Origin of the sequence: Actinomadura sp. NPDC047616 (assembly GCF_040642915.1) — a bacterium.
Taxonomy (GTDB): domain Bacteria; phylum Actinomycetota; class Actinomycetes; order Streptosporangiales; family Streptosporangiaceae; genus Spirillospora; species Spirillospora miaoliensis.
Window position 1 is genome coordinate 361,099 of sequence record NZ_JBEYTB010000006.1, and the last position, 16,015, is coordinate 377,113.

Below are 16,015 nucleotides of genomic sequence, written 5' to 3' on the forward strand. Positions count from 1 at the left end.
CAGCGCCCGAGGAGAGGGAGGGCACCCCTTGAGGAGATGCTTGAAGGTCACCATGGCGGCCGCGGGGGCGACCGCCATGGCGGCCGCCTCCGCCGCGCGGCCCGTCGTCGCGGAGTCCGCGTCCGGGGCCGCCGCGAGGGGGGCCGGCGGCGCCGGACGCAAGGGCTGGACGCTGGTCGCCCGGGAGGGCTTCGACCGGCCGCTGACCGTCGACGGCGCGCCGTGGCGGCTGGACCCGCACGGGCCGCGCAGCCCCTGGCACGTCGACGCGTTCGACGACGACGGCGAGGCGTGGAGAAAGATCAGCGGGCCCGCGTTCGAGCGGCAGCTCGCCACGCTGAACGTGTTCCGCAAGCGCGTCGCGTTCGGCCGGGACGGCTGGCTCACCGCCGAGATCGCCGCCGTCGACAAGGACCGCGACGGCCGTCCCGACTCCCGGCTGGGCCTGGCGAACGCGACGCTGCCGGACGGGCAGCGGGTCGGGCGCATCTCCGAGCCGAGCTGGGACGCCGGGGTGCTGATCCGTCCCACCCGTCCCCTGCCCCGGCACTACCGCGTGGAGATGACGCTGCGCGGCATCGACTTCGGCGGCAAGCGCGGCGGCACGTTCGACTACGACGGCAAGCACAACGGCTACACCAGGGAGCCCTGCAAGACCCGCTTCCCGTGGACGTTCTGGGGCGCGCTGGACGGCAGGACCAGGTGCGAATACCCCGACGTCACGCGAGAGAACGGGTTCTACTACCTGACGATCCTCGACTACGCGACCCCGGCGCCGCACGGCAACCCCGGCATCCACTTCCGGCGCAAGGTCATCATGGACGGCTACTACAGCGACGACGACCGCTGGAAGAACGCCGGGACCTGCGACCCCAAGACGCGGCAGATCTACCGCACCTTCGACGGCACCTTCAACGGCGTCAACGCCCTGTTCGTCCGCGGCGACAGGTTCCGCGAGGCCGCCAACAACAACGTCAGCAACGAGTACTACATCAAGACCCCGTGCGGGAACGTCTCCATGGACCGGCCGTACGGGCCGGGCGGGCGTTTCCAGGGCCACCTCACCAGCGTCGAGCTGCGCCCGGAACTGCTGCCCCAGGCCGCCTACCGGTTCGCGGTGGAGCGTGACGACTCCGGCTACACGCTGGAGATGAGCGGCCCGTTCCGGCACACCGGGCAGACCACGCTGCGCGTCCGCCACGAGTTCGTGGAGGACGGCCGCCCGATCTGGCACTACAACCAGACGCCCGGCGAGTACGACGGGCGCTTCGACCGAAGGCTCGTCCACACCGGCCCCGCCGGCACCCACACCACCGAGCACACCTGGCCCAAGGGCTCGGCCTACCCCGACTCGTTCATCATCGGCGACCCCCACCTGAACTACTACGAGGGGTCGGCGCTGGTCGACGACATTCGCCTCTACGTCCCCGACAACGCGAGGTGACACCCCCATGGACATCGTGAAGGACGTCCTCACCTTCCTGGCGGACAACGTGTTCGGCCAGGTGCCCATCCTCATCGGGCTGATCACGCTGATCGGCCTGCTCCTGCAGCGCAAGCGCCTGGAGGACGTGCTGGCGGGCGCGCTGCGCGCCACGATCGGCGTCGTCATCCTGTTCATCGGCGTGGAGGTGTTCACCGGCGGCCTGACCAGCTTCCAGACGGTGCTGGCCAGCGCCATGGGCACCGAGCCGCCCAAGGCCGACCACACGCTGGCCGAGTTCCTGTCCCGCCAGGGCGGCACGGTCGCGCTGGTGATCACCGTGGCGTTCCTGGTGCACGTGGTGATCGTCCGGCTGTTCCCGGCGGCCCGGTACCTGTACCTGACCGGGCACCTGATGTTCTGGATCAGCACCGTCACGGTGGCGGCGCTGGTCACCATCGCGCCGGACGCCGACCAGCTCACCCTCGTGCTGTGCGGCGCCGGGTTCGTGGCCGCCTACTGGACGCTGCAGCCGCTGTGGATGCGGCCGCTGATGCGCCGCGTCATGCCGGACGACCGGTTCGGGTTCGCCCACACCAGCTCGCTGGCCGCGCTCGTCACCGGGTACGTGGCCCGGCCCTTCGGGGACCGCGAACGGCACGACACCGAGAAGCTGAAGCTGCCGCGCCAGCTGTCGTTCTTCAAGGACATCAACGTCAGCACCGCTCTGATCATCTCGGTGATCATGCTGGCGGCGGTGGCGTTCGCCGACGACGCGGTGGTGACCAAGCTGGCCGCCGAGATGGACGAGAAGCTGTCGCCGTGGGTGTGGGGCCTGCTGGTGGGCCTGCGCTTCGCGGGCGGCATCGCGATCCTGCTGTTCGGCGTGCGGATGTTCCTGGCCGAGATCGTGCCCGCGTTCAAGGGCTTCAGCGACCGGGTGATCCCCGGCACCCGGCCCGCGCTGGACGCCCCGACCGTCTTCCCCGTGGCGCCCACCGCCGTCATGATCGGGTTCGTGTCCGCGCTGGCGGTGTTCCTGGCCTGCCTGGCGGGGTTCGCCGCGGCCGGCTGGTTCACCCTGGCCCCGCCGATGATCATGCTGTTCTTCGTGGGCGGCGCGGCCGCGCTGTTCGGCAACGCGGTGGCGGGCTGGCGCGGCGCGGTCATCGGCGGCGTGATCAGCGGCCTGACGCTGGCCGTCGGGCAGGCCGTCACCTGGGACCTGTTCGACCGCACCGCGCCCGAACTGGCCACCCTCGCCGACCCCGACTGGTACGCGATCGCCTGGCTGCTCAAGGCCGCCGACCCGCTGGTGGGCGGCGCCGCCGTCTGGGCCGTCCCGGTGGTGGCGCTGGCCGCGACCGTGGTCACCCTGGTCGTCCTCGGCCGCCGGGAGAGCCGCCGCGAGGCGGTGGCGGGGGAGGCCGCCGGCAAGGACGCCGGTTCGGGTAAGGACGCCGGTTCGGGCAAGGACGCCGAGGCCGTCTCCGGCGCGTAGGCCACGGCACCGACGAGAAGGAGAGAGAGAACATGGCACTGGACCGCAGGCTCGAAGTGCTCGCCGTCTGCGGCGTCGGCATGGGGTCGAGCCTCATGCTCAAGATGACCGCCGAGGACGCGCTGCGCTCGCTCGACGTGGACGCCCGGGTGGAGAACACCGACATCTCCACCGCCCGGGGGATGACCCCCGACGTCGTCATCGGCCAGGGCATGCACACCGCCGAGATCGCCGACCTGGCGCCCGTCGTCATCACGGTCACCGACTTCCTCGACCGGGACGGCCTGGAGAAGCGGTTGCGCGAGGCGTTCACCGCGCAGGGCTGGCTCTGACCCCCCACCGATCACACCCCCCGAAGGAGGCTGCGCCCGATGCCTGAAGGGCATCCCGCCCTGGTCCGCGCCCTGCTCGACGACCTCGACGAACGATCCGCCAAGCCGATCGGCGACGCCGCCGCGCTGGTGCTGGAGGCCATCGCCGCCGACGGCCTGGTGCACGTCGGCGGGGCCGGGCACTCCCTGGCCCTGGTGTGCGAGACGTTCTACCGCGCCGGGGGCCTGGCGTGCGTGCGGCCGCTGTGGGACCCGTCCGTCCTGCCGCTGAACGACGCCCTGGCCAGCACCGACGCCGAACGCCGTCCCGGCCTCGGCCTGTCGGTGGTGCGGGCGGCCGACCCGTCGCCCCCGGACGTGGCGGTGGTGTTCTCCACCAGCGGGCGCAACCCCTACCCCGTGGAGATCGCCCGCGAGTGCGCCGCACGCGGCGTCCCGGTCATCGCCGTGACGTCGCCCGAGGCGTCCCGGCACGCCGCGGCGCGGGCGGAGAGCCGGCTCACCGACCACGCCACGGTCGTCGTCGACACCGCCGTGCCGCCCGGCGACGTCGTCCACCCGCCGGGCGCGGCCCGCACCGCCGCCGTCTCCACGATCCTGGCCGCCTACGCGTGGACGCGGCTGCTGGCCGAGCTGCACGACCTGGCCGCCGGACGCGGCCTGGACCTGCCGTGCTGGACCAGCGCCAACGTCCCCGGCGGGGACGAGCGCAACCGGCACCTGCTGGAGCGCTACCGCCACCGCGTCCCCGAGCTGGGCGGCCCGCCGGACTGACCGGCCGGTTATACGCTCGTCGGCATGGGACGACCGCCGCGCCATGACGCCGACCGGCTGCTCGACGCCGCCGCCGACCTGGTGGCGGAGTCCGGGCCGCGCAACGTCACGGTCGCCGCGGTCGCCCGTACCGCCGGAGCCCCCAGCGGCTCGGTGTACCACCGCTTCCCGGGGCTGCCCGCGCTGCTGGCGGCCCTGTGGGTGCGCACCGTCGAACGGTTCCAGGAGGGGCTGTACGACGCGCTGCGGCTCGACCCGCCGTGCCGGGCGGTCATCGCCGCGTCCCGGCACACGCTGGTGTGGAGCCGCGAGCACCCGCGCGACGCGCGCATCCTGCTCTACAGCCCCGCCGACTTCGACGAGCCGAACTGGCCGCCGGAGACCCGCGAGCGCCTGCGCGCCGCCAACCGCCGCGTCCTGGCCGAGGTGCGGGCCCTCGGCGGCCGGCTGGGCCTGGACACCCCCGAGGGCCTGGAACGCCTGTACCAGATCGTCGCGGACCTGCCGCTCGCGGTCGCCCGGCGGCACCTGTCGACGTCCCGCACCATCCCCGAGTACGCCGAGACGATGCTGGTGGCCAACCTGGAGGCGCTGCTGGCGGGTGATCCCACGGCATCGTGACCGCATGTGGTCACATCGTCACGCAACGGTCGTCCGCCGGGAACGATCGGGCCGTGACCGATGTGATCGTGGTCGGCGCGGGACCCGCGGGCTCGGCGGCGGCCTGCCACCTGGCCCGCGCGGGCCTGGACGTCCTGCTGCTGGAGAAGGCCGCGTTCCCGCGCGAGAAGGTCTGCGGTGACGGCCTGACACCCCGCGCGGTCCGCGAGCTGATCACCCTCGGCGTCGACCTGGACCGCCCCGGCTGGGCGCGCAACCGCGGCGTCCGCCTGGTCGCCGAGGGACGCGCGCTCGACCTGCCCTGGCCCGACGGCACCGCGTTCCCCGCCTTCGGCCTGCTGCGCACCCGCCGCGACTTCGACGAACTGCTGGCCCGCCGCGCCGTGGCCTGCGGCGCCGTGCTGCGCGAACGCACGCGGGTGACCGGCCCGCTGCTGGACGACCGCACCGGCCGCGTCGTCGGCGTCACCACCGACGCCGGCTCCCACGAGGCGCGTCTCGTCGTCGCCGCCGACGGCGCCTCCTCCCGCCTCGCCGTCGCGCTCGGCCTGCGCCCCCGCGCCGACCGTCCCGTCGGCGTGGCGGTGCGCCGCTACTTCCGCAGCCCGCGCCACGACGACGACATGCTCGAATGCCACCTCGACGTCGTGCCCGCCGGCTACGGCTGGGTGTTCGGCATGGGCGACGGCACCTGCAACGTCGGCGTCGCCCTGCTGCGCCGCACCCACCACGACCCGCGCCGCCTGATGGACTCCTGGCCGGCCGCGCTCCCGCCCGCATGGGGCCTGACTCCCGAGAACGCCACCGGCCCCGTCCGCGGCGCCGCGATCCCGACGGGCTTCGCCCGGCTGCCGCACTACCGCCCCGGCCTGCTGCTCGTCGGCGACTCGGGCGGCATGGCGAACCCGATGAACGGCGAGGGCATCACCTACGCCCTCGAATCCGCCCGCATCGCCGCCGACGTGATCGTCCAGGCCCTGGCCCGCCCGACGGCGTCCCAACGCGAACGCGTCCTCTACACCTACCCGCAGGCCCTGAGATCGTCCCTCGGCGGCCCTTTCACCCTGGGCCGCTGGTTCGTCAACGCGATCGAGAACCCCCGCATCATGCGCCTGGCCACCCGCCAGGGCCTGACGCACCCCTCTCTCATGCGCCTGGCCGTCCGCATCCTGGCCAACCTCACCGACCCGTCCCCCCGCACCCCCACCGACCGCCTGGCCCAAGCCCTAACCCACCTAACCCCCGCCCCCTGACGAGCCCGTTCGCTCTCGTCACCCCGCTGGAGCACGACGGCTGCCAGCAAAGGGGCCACCGAGGCGGGTCGCGGGGTCCGCCCTACCGCAGCTGCGGGCGCCACGAAGACGACGCCCAATCCGCCTGCGGCGAGACGTGGCGGACGTGGCGAGCTCCCCTTGCATCACCCGGATCAACGAGTGCCGCTCGGGCAGTGCACCCTTGCGCAGCGGGCGGCACGGCTCAGCCGGGACGTAGGGCCGGTCCACGAGGGCACGGCCGTGAAAGGCGAAGATCCATCTGAAGCCGCTTGGGTAATCTGTGGCACGCGTCCCTCCGCAGTCGCCCGGAGGTATCCGGGATGGGGCATGGTCCCCGGCCGGCATTCGAAAGGACCGACGACGTGGCCGTCGATCGCCCGGGTAAAGACACTGACACTCGCGTCGAGCCGGTCCAGAATCCGCAACTGGACAAACCGCCGCCGCCCCCGCCCGACCAACCGGATTCTCCCAGCCAGCCCTCCCGCGCCGAAAGCAGGGCCGCCGCCCAAGCTCCCCCCGGGGATCGTGCTGGCACGAGCACCAGCCAGAGGGCTTCCAAGGTGGAACACCTCAAGAAGCCGTCGGCTTCGGACAAGCCGTCCGCGCTTCCTCCTGACCGGCCAGGGGCACCAGGGCAGCCCTCCCGCGCCGAAAGCAGGGCCGCCGCCCAAGCACCTCCGGAGAATCCGGAAGACGCAGGGACGTTCAGGCGAGACACCACGGCGGCGCCCGCCGGAAAGCGGCCGGCTTCGGATAGGGGATCCGCGCTCCCGGCTGCGCGTCCCGGTGCGCCAGGGGACGGGCCACAGGCAACCGACGAATGGTCCGATCTAAATGACGAGGCAACGCTCCAGAATGAGGGCGATGCACCCGGCCAGGCACACGGAACCGGGGAAGCACGCGGACCTCGAGACGGTGCCTCCCGCACCGAAAACCGCGACGCCCGCCAAGCCGCCCCACAGGGGGATCGCCAAGGCGATCAGGCGCGACCGGAGGCCGGTACAGAAGCGGAAGGCGACCAGCCGCCCCGAAGGGAGATGTCCGGGGAAGGCATGCCTGATGATGACGCCCGGACAGCCGATGGGGACGAGCATGACGTGGAGGGCAGCCTATCCGACCGGTTCAATCGAGTTTTCGGCAGGAAGATTCTCGGGAGGTCGGAGCATGCCGACGACCCCCGAGAGTTGACTGACACGATCGACCGGCCAGCCTTTCAGGATCCCAGAGAGAAACCTGAGAAGGTGCCGGATCGGTACGGGACTCCACTGGAACGGCCTGACGGAACGCGAACTCCGCTGTTCGACGGTGAGCCTGTGCGCGAGCAGGCCAAACAGGGCAGGCTCAACGATTGCGGCATCATCGCCGCTCTCGGTGCGGTAGCCGGACATCGTCCCGAAGCGATCCGGGACTGCGTTCGGGAAACCGATGACGGCAACTACGAGGTGCGCCTCCACGAGACGCGGTTCTCTCCCTCGAAGAGGCGCTACGAACCCACCGGGCGGTCCATCGTGCTGACCGTCACTCCAGAACTCCCGGTCTTCGACGCCAAGCCGCACATGCCGGCCTTCGCGGATTCGGTCGAGACCAAGGCCGCGTGGGCGCCTGTGCTGGAGAAGGCCATCGCCGGAAGCGATCGGACGTGGCACGACGAGCGACGTGCCATGGAGAACCGTCTGTGGGAAGCCAAGGGGAAAACCGGAGAGCCGCCGACCGGGTATGTCCGGCTGAATCAGGGCAGCAAGCCCCGCGATCGCGCCGAGCTGCTCACCCAGCTCACCGGCCGGCCGGCCCGGAGCGTGGAGTTTCCCGAGTACGACAGCCAGGGGCGAACTCCCGACAAGCAGTTGCTTGAGGACTTCCGTCGGCGACTGGCCGACCGCAAGCCGGTACTGGTCGGTACGCGTGACAAACGGCCGGACGAGTCATTTCTCCCCAACAATCTGGCGGATGGTCATGCCTATGAGGTGACCAAGGTCGACGAGCGCGGCATGATTCATCTCCGCAACCCCTGGAACGCACACCATCCCCGTCCGATGGGGATCAGGGATTTCAAGGCCTACTTCAAACCTCGCTACATCACTCTGGAGTAATCGTGGCTCGTGAAGAGATATGGCTCGGCCCCCACCTGCAGGCCAACACCGAGGTCGCGGGAAAGCCCGCCAGCTTCGGGGTTATCGGCGTTGATGCGCGGGAGGGGCATCCCCTCACCGTTCGCCTTGGAGCCGCCACCGACGAGGAGCATGTTCTCGACCTGCGCCCCGGCGACACGTTCCCCGTCTATGACCAGACGTGGAAGATCGACCGTGTCGAGGACGCCGGCAGCCCCGACTGGTCCGTCGTGCTGGTCAGGGTGAAATAGCGTCGTGCAGGCTTGATCCGCGGACCCCGGTTCGCCGAGGCCGGGCGAGCGCTGATTGCACCCGCGTGGGCCGGCCGTGCGCAGCCTGCGGACCGCCTTGGCCAGGGCCGCCGCCGTCGACGGGCTTGCGCACCACGTCGTCAACGACGCCATCGGCGTACGGCCCAGCAGATCACTGCTGCGAGACCGACCGGGGTGTCGTCGGCCTGGATCGGCGTCGTGGTGTCGGCAGTACGGCCGCTTGGGGGGATGGTGGGCCTGGCCGCGGCGGATTGGTGGGGGGTTGGTGGGGGGTGGGTTGGGGTGGGGATGCTTAGGGGCGTGGGGGTGGGTAAGGGAAAGGGCATGGCAAAGCAGGCCCCGCAGGAGGTGCTCGAACAGAGCATGGAGATCACGCGGGACGTGGCCGAAGCGGCGCAGCGGGAGATGTGGGACAAGGCGCAGCGCCGGCTGCCGGCCGTGCAGATGGGCATGGTGGCGGGGACCCTCGGCGCGCTGGCGACCGCGGCCTCGTATCGGCTGAGCGTTCTGCTGCTGGAGAAGAAGCTGCGGCCCGAACTCGCCGCGGCCGTGGCGGCCGCCGCGTACGGCGGCGGGGCGGGGGCGGCGGCGATGGTGGCGGCGCGACGCTGGCGGGGGCACCCGGTGCCGCTGCCGACCGAGACCGCCCGCAAGGTCGCCGAGATCCTCGCGGACGCGGCGGGCGGCGACTAGGCCGGAAGCGGGTTCCGGAGGGTGCGGCCCGACGTGGTGGTCATGGTCGGGTTGCAGGGATGCGGCAAGACGACCTGGGTGGCGGCGCATCTGGCGCGGACGCATGCGGTCGTGAGCAAGGACCACTGGCCGAACGCCCGCGGACGCGAGGCGCGCCAGCGGCGGGTGCTGCACGAACTGCTCGGCGAGGGACGGAACGTCGTCGTCGACAACACCAACCCGTCGCCGAAGGAGAGGGCGCCGATCATCGAGATCGCCCGTCGGCACGGCGCGACGGTCCGGGCCGTGTTCCTCGACGTGCCGCTGAACGTGTGCCTGGAGCGCAACGCCGCCCGGACGGGGCGGGCCCGGGTGCCGGAGGTGGGGGTGCTCGACGCGAGGAAACGGCTCGTCCCCCCGGCGGTGGAGGAGGGGTTCGACCGCGTGGATGTGATCAGGCAGGGCGGGGGAGCCGGTTAGGGCGGATATTCCCGGGTAGCCGATACCCCGGTACGTCGTCCAGACCCGGGAGTGAGGGCCATGGAGTACGAGGCCAGCCGCACCATGCCGGCCGACGGCCGCGTGGTGTTCGACATCGCCGCGGACACGGGGACCATGCACCGGTGGCTGCCCGGCGAGATCGACGTGCACGAGATCGCCCCCGGTGTCGCCGAGGCCGAGGACCACGCCTACGGCGTCGACCGGGAAGGCGTCATGCGCACCTCGCCCGAGCAGTTCCGGCTGGAGTGGGGGAGCCGGGGCACGCCCGACTACACGGGCTGGCTCCAGGTCATGGACCACCCCGGAGGCACCAGCGAGGTGGTGGTGCACCTGTCGTTCCTCGGTGACCAGCCGGAGGCGACGGGGGCGTCGCGGGCCCGCGACCATGCCGAACGCGAGCTGCGGCACTCGCTGGACCGCCTGGCGGAGGAGGTCGCCCGCCGCGTCGGGCAACCCGGCGGGGGCTGACCGCCGGACGGACATGGAACCGGCCCGGGCAGCGGGGGCGTCTCCGCTGGCCGGGCCGGACGTTCGGTCGCGCCTACTTGCCGGCGACGAGGTGGTACTGCCGTTCGATCTCCCAGGCGGTCAGCGGGCGGTCGAGCAGCATGACGCTGTCGATGCGGCAGTTGCAGGGGTTCTGCTCCCGCGTGTTCTGCGGGAAGCTGCCGCCGATCTTGATGCCGCGCGGGTCGGTCGCGGTGGTCGTGTGCGGGCCGGGGGTGCTGCCGATGGCCCACGGGTCGTCGCTGCGGGTGTAGAAGCCGGGCAGCGGCTTGCCGTCCTTGTACAGGGCCATGGTGCCCTTGTCGAAGTCGAACGTCGCGGCCAGGAACACCCAGGTGTTCAGCGGCAGGATCTTCTGCCAGTCCTCGCCGGCGGCGAACGTCTGGGAGTTGCCGGTGTCGATGCGGCGGCCGAGGGCGACGACGCGCTGCTGGCCCTGCACGTCGATGATCTCCAGGAGGGCGCGCACGTCGTGGCCGTTGGAGTTGCCGCTGAGCACGCCCGCCAGCCCGGTCGCGTTGTACCTGTCGTCCGGGTTGGCGGTGTTGGAGTTCGGGCTCGGGTTGGTGCCGGTCATCTTGAACCAGCCCAGGACGGTGGCGCCGCGCGTGGCGTTGAACGCGCGCAGCGTCGGCACGCCGGACTCGGAGTAGATCCCGGCCTTCCAGTCGTCGTTGCCCGGGACGGCCGGGTTGACCTGCCCGAGCTGGATCGAGCCCTTGCTGCCGCGGTGCGCGCCGTCCGGCACGCGCATGGCGGCGCCGCCGTTGACCAGGTCGATGTCGGTGCCGGACGGGCCGAGGTCGCGTTCGCGCGCGGGCGCGCCCTGGACGGGGTGCTCGAAGTCGTAGTGCGCCACGAGGCCGTGCCGGAGGCTGGGGAACACGTCCGGGCGGCCCTTGCCCGACGCCGCGTCGGCCTGGGCCTGGGCCGGGACCGCGGCGAGCGCGCCGCCGAGCAGCGCCGCCACCGCGATACGGCGAACGATCATCGTCTTCTCCTTGGGGCGGGGAGTGTCCGTGGGACGAAGGGGGCGTCCCCGGGCGGGCGAGGGAGGTGTGGCGCCCGCCCGGGGCCGGCCGCACGACCGCCGGAGCGTCGGAAGGCGGCCGTGCGTTCGTGCCGGTACTCGGGGGTTACTCGGCGCGGGTTCCGGTGACGGTCAGGTCCCGGAGGCTGCCGACGTTGTCGAACGAGCCGAAGCCCACGCGGCCGGAGCGGAACGTCTTGTCGACGGCCGTCATCAGCGGGCGCTTCGAGCCGTCCATGTAGACGGCGATCTCGCCGGTGTCCGCGCAGTGCTTGACGCGCACGTCGTGCCACGCCGCGTCGGTGACGGCGGGCGCCGCGCCGTGCGGGACGAGCCGGTTGCCGTTCCACTGCTGGTCGATGCGCAGCCGGTCGGCGTCGTTCACCGCGAAGATCCCGTTGTGCGGGTAGATGGTGTTGTCGCTGGACAGGTGCGCGTAGTAGAAGCGGGTGTCGGACTGGTAGCCGAAGACGATGATCACGTCGCGGTTGCTGACCGACACCGGCGTGTCGAGCCGGACCTCGGCGGTGATCTCGCTGGATCCGAGCGCCGGGCCCTTGGACAGGACGGCGTACTCGTACGGGCGGCGCGGGCCGGGACGCTGCGAGCCCGCCTCGGCCAGCACGACCTCGCGGCCGTTGAACCGCCACTTGGACGGGGTGACCGGCGTCCAGTCCTTGGCGGACGTGGCGTGGTCGACGCGGACCGGGGTGGTGCGGCAGTCGGCGAACGTCCGGGTGCCGACGACCTTCCAGATCTTGCCGTTGGCCTTGGCCAGCAGGTACGGCTCGCCCTGGGCGTCCTGGCCGAACCGCGCGTCGACGCGGGCGTCACCGGCCAGCTGCTGCATCGTGACGGGGTTGCCCTCGGTGTCGTAGGCGGCCATCGAGTAGAGCTGCGCGCGCTTCTTCCCGGACGGGTCGCGCTGCATCTCCTTCTCCTCGGCGTAGAGGAGCTTGCCGTTCACGATGTCGGTGATCAGGAACTTGCCGCGCAGGTCCGCCAGCTTCCCGCCGCGGTAGACGAAGCCCGTGGAGATGGCGTTGCCGCTGTCGGAGGTGCAGGACACGTTCGGCGGACGGTCGTGGTCGTAGGCCGCCAGCGGGTAGGTGTAGCCGTACTTGGCGTCGTCGGCCGGCAGCGGGTGCAGGTAGCAGCGGTCGTTCTTGTCGAACCGGAACGCGCCCTCGCGCTCGCTCCAGCCGTAGTTGTCGCCGGGGCGCACGTCGTAGACGGCCTCGATGGCGTGCTCGCCGATGTGGCCGAGGAACATGCGCTTCTGCCCGCCGGTGTCCCAGCTGAACCGGTGCGGGTCGCGCATGCCGTTGGCGTAGATCTCCTTGACCACGCCGTCGCGGTTCGCGTACGGGTTGTCGGCGGGGATGCCGTACTTGCCGTTGGCGCTGTTGTCGCCGGCCGGGTCGATCCGCAGGATCTTGCCCTGCGGGACGGCGAGGTTCTGCGGGTCGCCGCCGTTGTCTCCGACGTTGCCGTTGCCGCCGTCGCCGACCGCCAGGTAGAGCTTGCCGTAGTCGGCGCTGCCGGGCCGGGCGTTGGGGTTGAAGTCGATCTGCTGGATGCCGTGGATGCGCCCGGCGAACCCGATGCGCAGCAGCTCGCGGTGGGTGCCGCTGAAGGTCTGCGCGGCCGGGTCCTCGGCCGTCCACTCGCTGACGATGCCGTGGTAGGCGGTCTTCGGCTGCGGCGTCAGGTCGGGCTTCTTGGTGGTCAGCGCGTTACCGGCCTCGACGTGCACGGTGTAGAACTTGCCGTTGTGCTTGAAGTCGGGGTGGAAGGCGACGAAGCCGAAACCCTGGCCGAGGCCCTGGGCGGAGAAGAAGTCGGGGAACTGCGCCTTGACGTCCAGGTAGACGTTCTGCCGGTAGGTCTTCTTGTCCAGGAAGTACAGGTTGCCGTTCAGGTCCGGCACGTACAGGCGGCCGGAGTGGTCGGGCACCTCGCCCACGTAGTTGATGCGGTTGTGCCGCTTCAGCCGCGGGTCGGTGACCATCTCGGCCGGGGTCGGGGTGGACTGGGGGAGTTGGGCGACCTCTTTGAGCACCAGCCCGATTCCGGACGGTACGGGGTCTTCGGGAATGGGGTCGACGATCGGGTCGTCCGCCCGCGCCTGCGGCGGGGCCGCAAGCAGCGCGGCGACCAGTGACGCGAACAGTGCCGTGACGAGCGCGACCAGTGTCGGAGGAGACCAGCGGATTTTTGTCATTCCGGCCGTCCTGGGGGTGGGAGTAGAGGTGAAAGCGCTTTCTGTAAGCGCTTTCTAGAACGTACGAGCGGAGATCCGGTCCGTCAAGAACGAATTTATGGTTGGGAGTGTGGCCGATTTCGGACACGGTGGTGCACCAAGGTCGCCACAGCCGAAACCAGGAGTCCGGCCGGGGCCGCCGCCGCGAATCCGGCGAGCGTGAGCGCCAGCGCGGTGCCCGCCGCGGGCGCCCACAGCCAGGTGGAGACGGGACGCGCCGCGTGCCCCCGCCGTCGCCGCGCCGCCTCGGCCGCCATCGGGGGGACGAGCGCCGGCAGCACCGCCGCCAGCAGGGTCAGCCAGTACAGCAGCATCTGGTCCACGCGCAGCGCGGCCAGCACGGCGCCCGGCACCGCGATCGCCAGCACCGCCGGCGCGTGCGGCAGCGGCGGGGCGAACCGCTGGACGGCGAACACCCCCGAGTGCACCGTCGCCAGCGTCGGCGCGATCACCGACGCGGCCACGAACAGGTTCGCCACCGGCAGCCCGTGCGGCCCGGCCAGCACCGCCACCACGTCGGTCGAGCCGCTGGAGGCCGCCAGCCCGGCCCCGACCACCGAGGCCGCCAGCGCCGGGACCACCAGCAGGCCCACGCACCAGGCCAGGTCGCGGCGGTCGCGCAGCCCCACCGTGAAGTCGGGGGCGCGCACCGCGAACACCGACACGTACCCGACGTAGCCCGCCAGATCGGCCGCCAGCGTGACCGGCGGTCCCGCCCGCGACCACACCACCGGCGGGTCCGGCGGCGCCAGCCGCACCGCCACGATCGCCACCAGCGCGATCGCGGTGAGCGTGGTCGCCACCGCCACCGCGTTCCACCGGCCGCTGCCGCCCAGCAGCACCGCCACCAGCGGCAGCGACAGCAGCGCCACACCGATCGGATCGGCCAGCCCGGTCAGCTCGCCCAGCGCCGCCCCGCCCAGGCCCACGTTGAAACCGAACCAGCCGACCATCGCCACCGCGAGCAACCCGGTCAGCACCCGCTCGGCCGGGCCGGGCAGGTACCGCGGCATCAGCGCGGCCACCGCCACGCCGTCACCGCGCGGCGGCAGCAGCCCCAGCCGCCCTCCCGACGCCAGCAGCAGCGCCATGATCACACCGCCCGCCACCAGCACCAGCACGGGCAGGACGCCGTCGTGCCGCCCGCCGATCTGCGCGCCGAGCACCAGCGCGCCCGGCGCCGTGCCGATGCCCAGCCACGCGCCCGCCGCGTTCCGCCACGTCCGCCCGGGGACGCCGGCGGAGCCCGCGGCGGGCCCGGACCGGTTCGACGCGCGTGTCATGCGAGGTCAGCGACCCAGCTCGGGCACCTCGAGGCGGCGCCCCTCCCGCCAGGCCCGCAGGCCCAGCTCGGCGAGCTGGACGCCGCGCGCCCCGGCGTAGAAGTCCCACGAGAACTCCGCGTCCTCGGCCACGTGCCGCAGGAACATCTCCCACTGCACCTTGAAGCCGTTGTCGAACTCCTCGTTGTCGGGGATCTCCTGCCACTGCTCGCGGAACTTCTCCGTGGCGGGCAGGTCGGGGTTCCACACCGGCTTGGGCGTCATGGAACGGTGCTGGACGCGGCAGCGGCGCAGCCCCGCGACGGCGCTGCCCTCGGTGCCGTCCACCTGGAACTCCACCAGCTCGTCGCGGAACACCCGGGTGGTCCACGACGAGTTGATCTGCGCGACGATCCCGCCGTCCAGCTCGAAGATGCCGTACGCGGCGTCGTCGGCGGTGCAGGCGTAGGGCTTGCCGTCCTCGTCCACCCGCTCGGGGATGTGCGTGGCGCCCAGGCACTGCACCGACCGCACCGGCGCGATGATGTCCTCCAGCACGTACCGCCAGTGGGCGAACATGTCGAGGATGATGCCGCCGCCGTCCTCGGCCCGGTAGTTCCAGCTCGGACGCTGCGCCTCCTGCCAGTCGCCCTCGAACACCCAGTAGCCGAACTCGCCGCGCACCGACAGGATGCGGCCGAAGAACCCGCCGTCCACCAGGCGCTTGAGCTTGCGCAGCCCCGGCAGGAACAGCTTGTCCTGCACGACGCCGTGCCTGACGCCCGCCTCGTCGGCCAGCCGCGCCAGCGCCATCGCCTCGCCGGTGTCCTCGGCCAGCGGCTTCTCGGTGTAGACGTGCTTGCCCGCCGCGACCGCGGCACGGATCGCCGCCGCCCGCGCGCTGGTCACCTGCGCGTCGAAGTAGATCTCGACGTCGGACCGTTCCAGCGCCGCGTTCAGGTCGGTCGTCCACTCGGTGAGCCCGTGCCGGTCGGCCAGGGCGCGCAGCTTGTCGGCGTTGCGCCCGACCAGCACCGGCTCCGGCCACAGCGTGGTTCCGTCGGCCAGCCGCAGCCCGCCCTGGTCGCGGATCGCCAGGATCGAGCGCAGCAGATGCTGGCGGTACCCCATCCGGCCGGTCACGCCGTTCATGACGATCCCGAGGGACCTGCGTGCCATCCCGTTCCTCCTGTGTTCATCGCTCTGGCGATCCGGGCCCTGGCCTGGCGGTTCGGACCCGGATCGCCAGAGCAGCGAGCGCGGCATCGCCTCGCCCACCTGAGCATGGGGCCTCACCTCAGGCTCGCCACCGGCTCAGGTCGCGCGCCGTGCTTGCCGCCTTCGCGTTTCGGGTTCTCGCCTGACGGCTGTGTTCATCGCTCCCGCGACCTCGGGCCCTGGCCTGGCGGCACGGACCCGGATCGCCAGAGCAGCGAGCGCGACATCGCTTCGCGGCCAGAGCTTGAAGCTGCGCC

General features: G+C 71.9%; 15 protein-coding genes. 11 read left to right on the forward strand and 4 right to left on the reverse strand.

All coding sequences use genetic code 11. From position 1 onward, the window contains the following. The first annotated feature begins 40 nt into the window (after positions 1 to 40). From ABZ801_RS17470 to ABZ801_RS17520, 11 genes are all read left to right on the forward strand, one after another. Complete coding sequence (locus tag ABZ801_RS17470) at positions 41 to 1,444, forward strand: hypothetical protein (RefSeq protein ID WP_360698739.1); 1,404 nt, start codon at positions 41 to 43, stop codon at positions 1,442 to 1,444. A 7-nt stretch (positions 1,445 to 1,451) separates the two neighbouring features. After that, positions 1,452 to 2,924 carry a PTS transporter subunit IIC gene (locus ABZ801_RS17475; protein WP_360698741.1) on the forward strand — a complete coding sequence of 491 codons (1,473 nt, stop codon included), beginning with the start codon at positions 1,452 to 1,454 and terminating at the stop codon, positions 2,922 to 2,924. A 32-nt stretch (positions 2,925 to 2,956) separates the two neighbouring features. Next, positions 2,957 to 3,256 carry a PTS sugar transporter subunit IIB gene (locus ABZ801_RS17480; protein WP_344950321.1) on the forward strand — a complete coding sequence of 100 codons (300 nt, stop codon included), beginning with the start codon at positions 2,957 to 2,959 and terminating at the stop codon, positions 3,254 to 3,256. Between the two features lie 39 nt (positions 3,257 to 3,295). Continuing rightward, positions 3,296 to 4,030: an SIS domain-containing protein gene (locus tag ABZ801_RS17485; protein ID WP_360698744.1), complete on the forward strand. Its 735-nt coding sequence runs from the start codon at positions 3,296 to 3,298 to the stop codon at positions 4,028 to 4,030. A 24-nt stretch (positions 4,031 to 4,054) separates the two neighbouring features. Further along, positions 4,055 to 4,651 (forward strand): TetR/AcrR family transcriptional regulator, encoded by a 597-nt coding sequence (locus ABZ801_RS17490; RefSeq protein WP_360698746.1) that lies wholly within the window; start codon positions 4,055 to 4,057, stop codon positions 4,649 to 4,651. A gap of 53 nt (positions 4,652 to 4,704) precedes the next feature. Beyond that, positions 4,705 to 5,904 (forward strand): geranylgeranyl reductase family protein, encoded by a 1,200-nt coding sequence (locus ABZ801_RS17495; RefSeq protein ID WP_360698748.1) that lies wholly within the window; start codon positions 4,705 to 4,707, stop codon positions 5,902 to 5,904. A 1,073-nt stretch (positions 5,905 to 6,977) separates the two neighbouring features. Further along, the gene (locus ABZ801_RS17500) at positions 6,978 to 8,015 is read left to right on the forward strand and encodes a C2 family cysteine protease (protein ID WP_344950309.1); all 1,038 of its coding nucleotides are present in this window, start codon (positions 6,978 to 6,980) and stop codon (positions 8,013 to 8,015) included. A gap of 2 nt (positions 8,016 to 8,017) precedes the next feature. Then, positions 8,018 to 8,284 (forward strand): DUF6406 domain-containing protein, encoded by a 267-nt coding sequence (locus tag ABZ801_RS17505; RefSeq protein ID WP_344950306.1) that lies wholly within the window; start codon positions 8,018 to 8,020, stop codon positions 8,282 to 8,284. Between the two features lie 345 nt (positions 8,285 to 8,629). Next, complete coding sequence (locus tag ABZ801_RS17510) at positions 8,630 to 8,998, forward strand: phage holin family protein (RefSeq protein WP_360698750.1); 369 nt, start codon at positions 8,630 to 8,632, stop codon at positions 8,996 to 8,998. A gap of 42 nt (positions 8,999 to 9,040) precedes the next feature. Then, a complete protein-coding gene (locus tag ABZ801_RS17515) occupies positions 9,041 to 9,457 on the forward strand; it encodes an ATP-binding protein (RefSeq protein WP_360698899.1) in 417 nt (138 codons plus the stop codon). A gap of 60 nt (positions 9,458 to 9,517) precedes the next feature. Beyond that, positions 9,518 to 9,946: an SRPBCC family protein gene (locus ABZ801_RS17520; protein ID WP_360698752.1), complete on the forward strand. Its 429-nt coding sequence runs from the start codon at positions 9,518 to 9,520 to the stop codon at positions 9,944 to 9,946. Positions 9,947 to 10,019: 73 nt separating this feature from the next. On the opposite strand, the gene ABZ801_RS17525 is transcribed toward ABZ801_RS17520, so the two are convergent. The 4 genes from ABZ801_RS17525 to ABZ801_RS17540 all read right to left on the reverse strand — a co-directional run bounded on the left by ABZ801_RS17525 (position 10,020) and on the right by ABZ801_RS17540 (position 15,719). After that, positions 10,020 to 10,976 (reverse strand): LamG-like jellyroll fold domain-containing protein, encoded by a 957-nt coding sequence (locus tag ABZ801_RS17525; protein WP_360698754.1) that lies wholly within the window; start codon positions 10,974 to 10,976, stop codon positions 10,020 to 10,022. Positions 10,977 to 11,121: 145 nt separating this feature from the next. After that, on the reverse strand, positions 11,122 to 13,239 hold the full coding sequence (locus tag ABZ801_RS17530; RefSeq protein WP_360698756.1) for a PQQ-dependent sugar dehydrogenase: 2,118 nt from the start codon (positions 13,237 to 13,239) through the stop codon (positions 11,122 to 11,124). Between the two features lie 95 nt (positions 13,240 to 13,334). Beyond that, a complete protein-coding gene (locus ABZ801_RS17535; RefSeq protein ID WP_360698758.1) occupies positions 13,335 to 14,561 on the reverse strand; it encodes a hypothetical protein in 1,227 nt (408 codons plus the stop codon). Between the two features lie 6 nt (positions 14,562 to 14,567). After that, complete coding sequence (locus tag ABZ801_RS17540; RefSeq protein ID WP_360698760.1) at positions 14,568 to 15,719, reverse strand: Gfo/Idh/MocA family oxidoreductase; 1,152 nt, start codon at positions 15,717 to 15,719, stop codon at positions 14,568 to 14,570. Positions 15,720 to 16,015 lie beyond the last annotated feature (296 nt).

Excerpts from the sequence above, each read along its gene's own strand:
- ABZ801_RS17515 (WP_360698899.1), top strand. The coding sequence starts at position 9,041 with ATGGTCGGGTTGCAGGGATGCGGCAAGACGACCTGGGTGGCGGCGCAT.
- ABZ801_RS17530 (WP_360698756.1), bottom strand. The coding sequence starts at position 13,239 with ATGACAAAAATCCGCTGGTCTCCTCCGACACTGGTCGCGCTCGTCACG.
- ABZ801_RS17475 (WP_360698741.1), top strand. The coding sequence starts at position 1,452 with ATGGACATCGTGAAGGACGTCCTCACCTTCCTGGCGGACAACGTGTTC.
- ABZ801_RS17490 (WP_360698746.1), top strand. The coding sequence starts at position 4,055 with ATGGGACGACCGCCGCGCCATGACGCCGACCGGCTGCTCGACGCCGCC.
- ABZ801_RS17485 (WP_360698744.1), top strand. The coding sequence starts at position 3,296 with ATGCCTGAAGGGCATCCCGCCCTGGTCCGCGCCCTGCTCGACGACCTC.
- ABZ801_RS17540 (WP_360698760.1), bottom strand. The coding sequence starts at position 15,719 with ATGGCACGCAGGTCCCTCGGGATCGTCATGAACGGCGTGACCGGCCGG.
- ABZ801_RS17520 (WP_360698752.1), top strand. The coding sequence starts at position 9,518 with ATGGAGTACGAGGCCAGCCGCACCATGCCGGCCGACGGCCGCGTGGTG.
- ABZ801_RS17480 (WP_344950321.1), top strand. The coding sequence starts at position 2,957 with ATGGCACTGGACCGCAGGCTCGAAGTGCTCGCCGTCTGCGGCGTCGGC.
- ABZ801_RS17525 (WP_360698754.1), bottom strand. The coding sequence starts at position 10,976 with ATGATCGTTCGCCGTATCGCGGTGGCGGCGCTGCTCGGCGGCGCGCTC.
- ABZ801_RS17500 (WP_344950309.1), top strand. The coding sequence starts at position 6,978 with ATGCCTGATGATGACGCCCGGACAGCCGATGGGGACGAGCATGACGTG.
- ABZ801_RS17510 (WP_360698750.1), top strand. The coding sequence starts at position 8,630 with ATGGCAAAGCAGGCCCCGCAGGAGGTGCTCGAACAGAGCATGGAGATC.
- ABZ801_RS17535 (WP_360698758.1), bottom strand. The coding sequence starts at position 14,561 with ATGACACGCGCGTCGAACCGGTCCGGGCCCGCCGCGGGCTCCGCCGGC.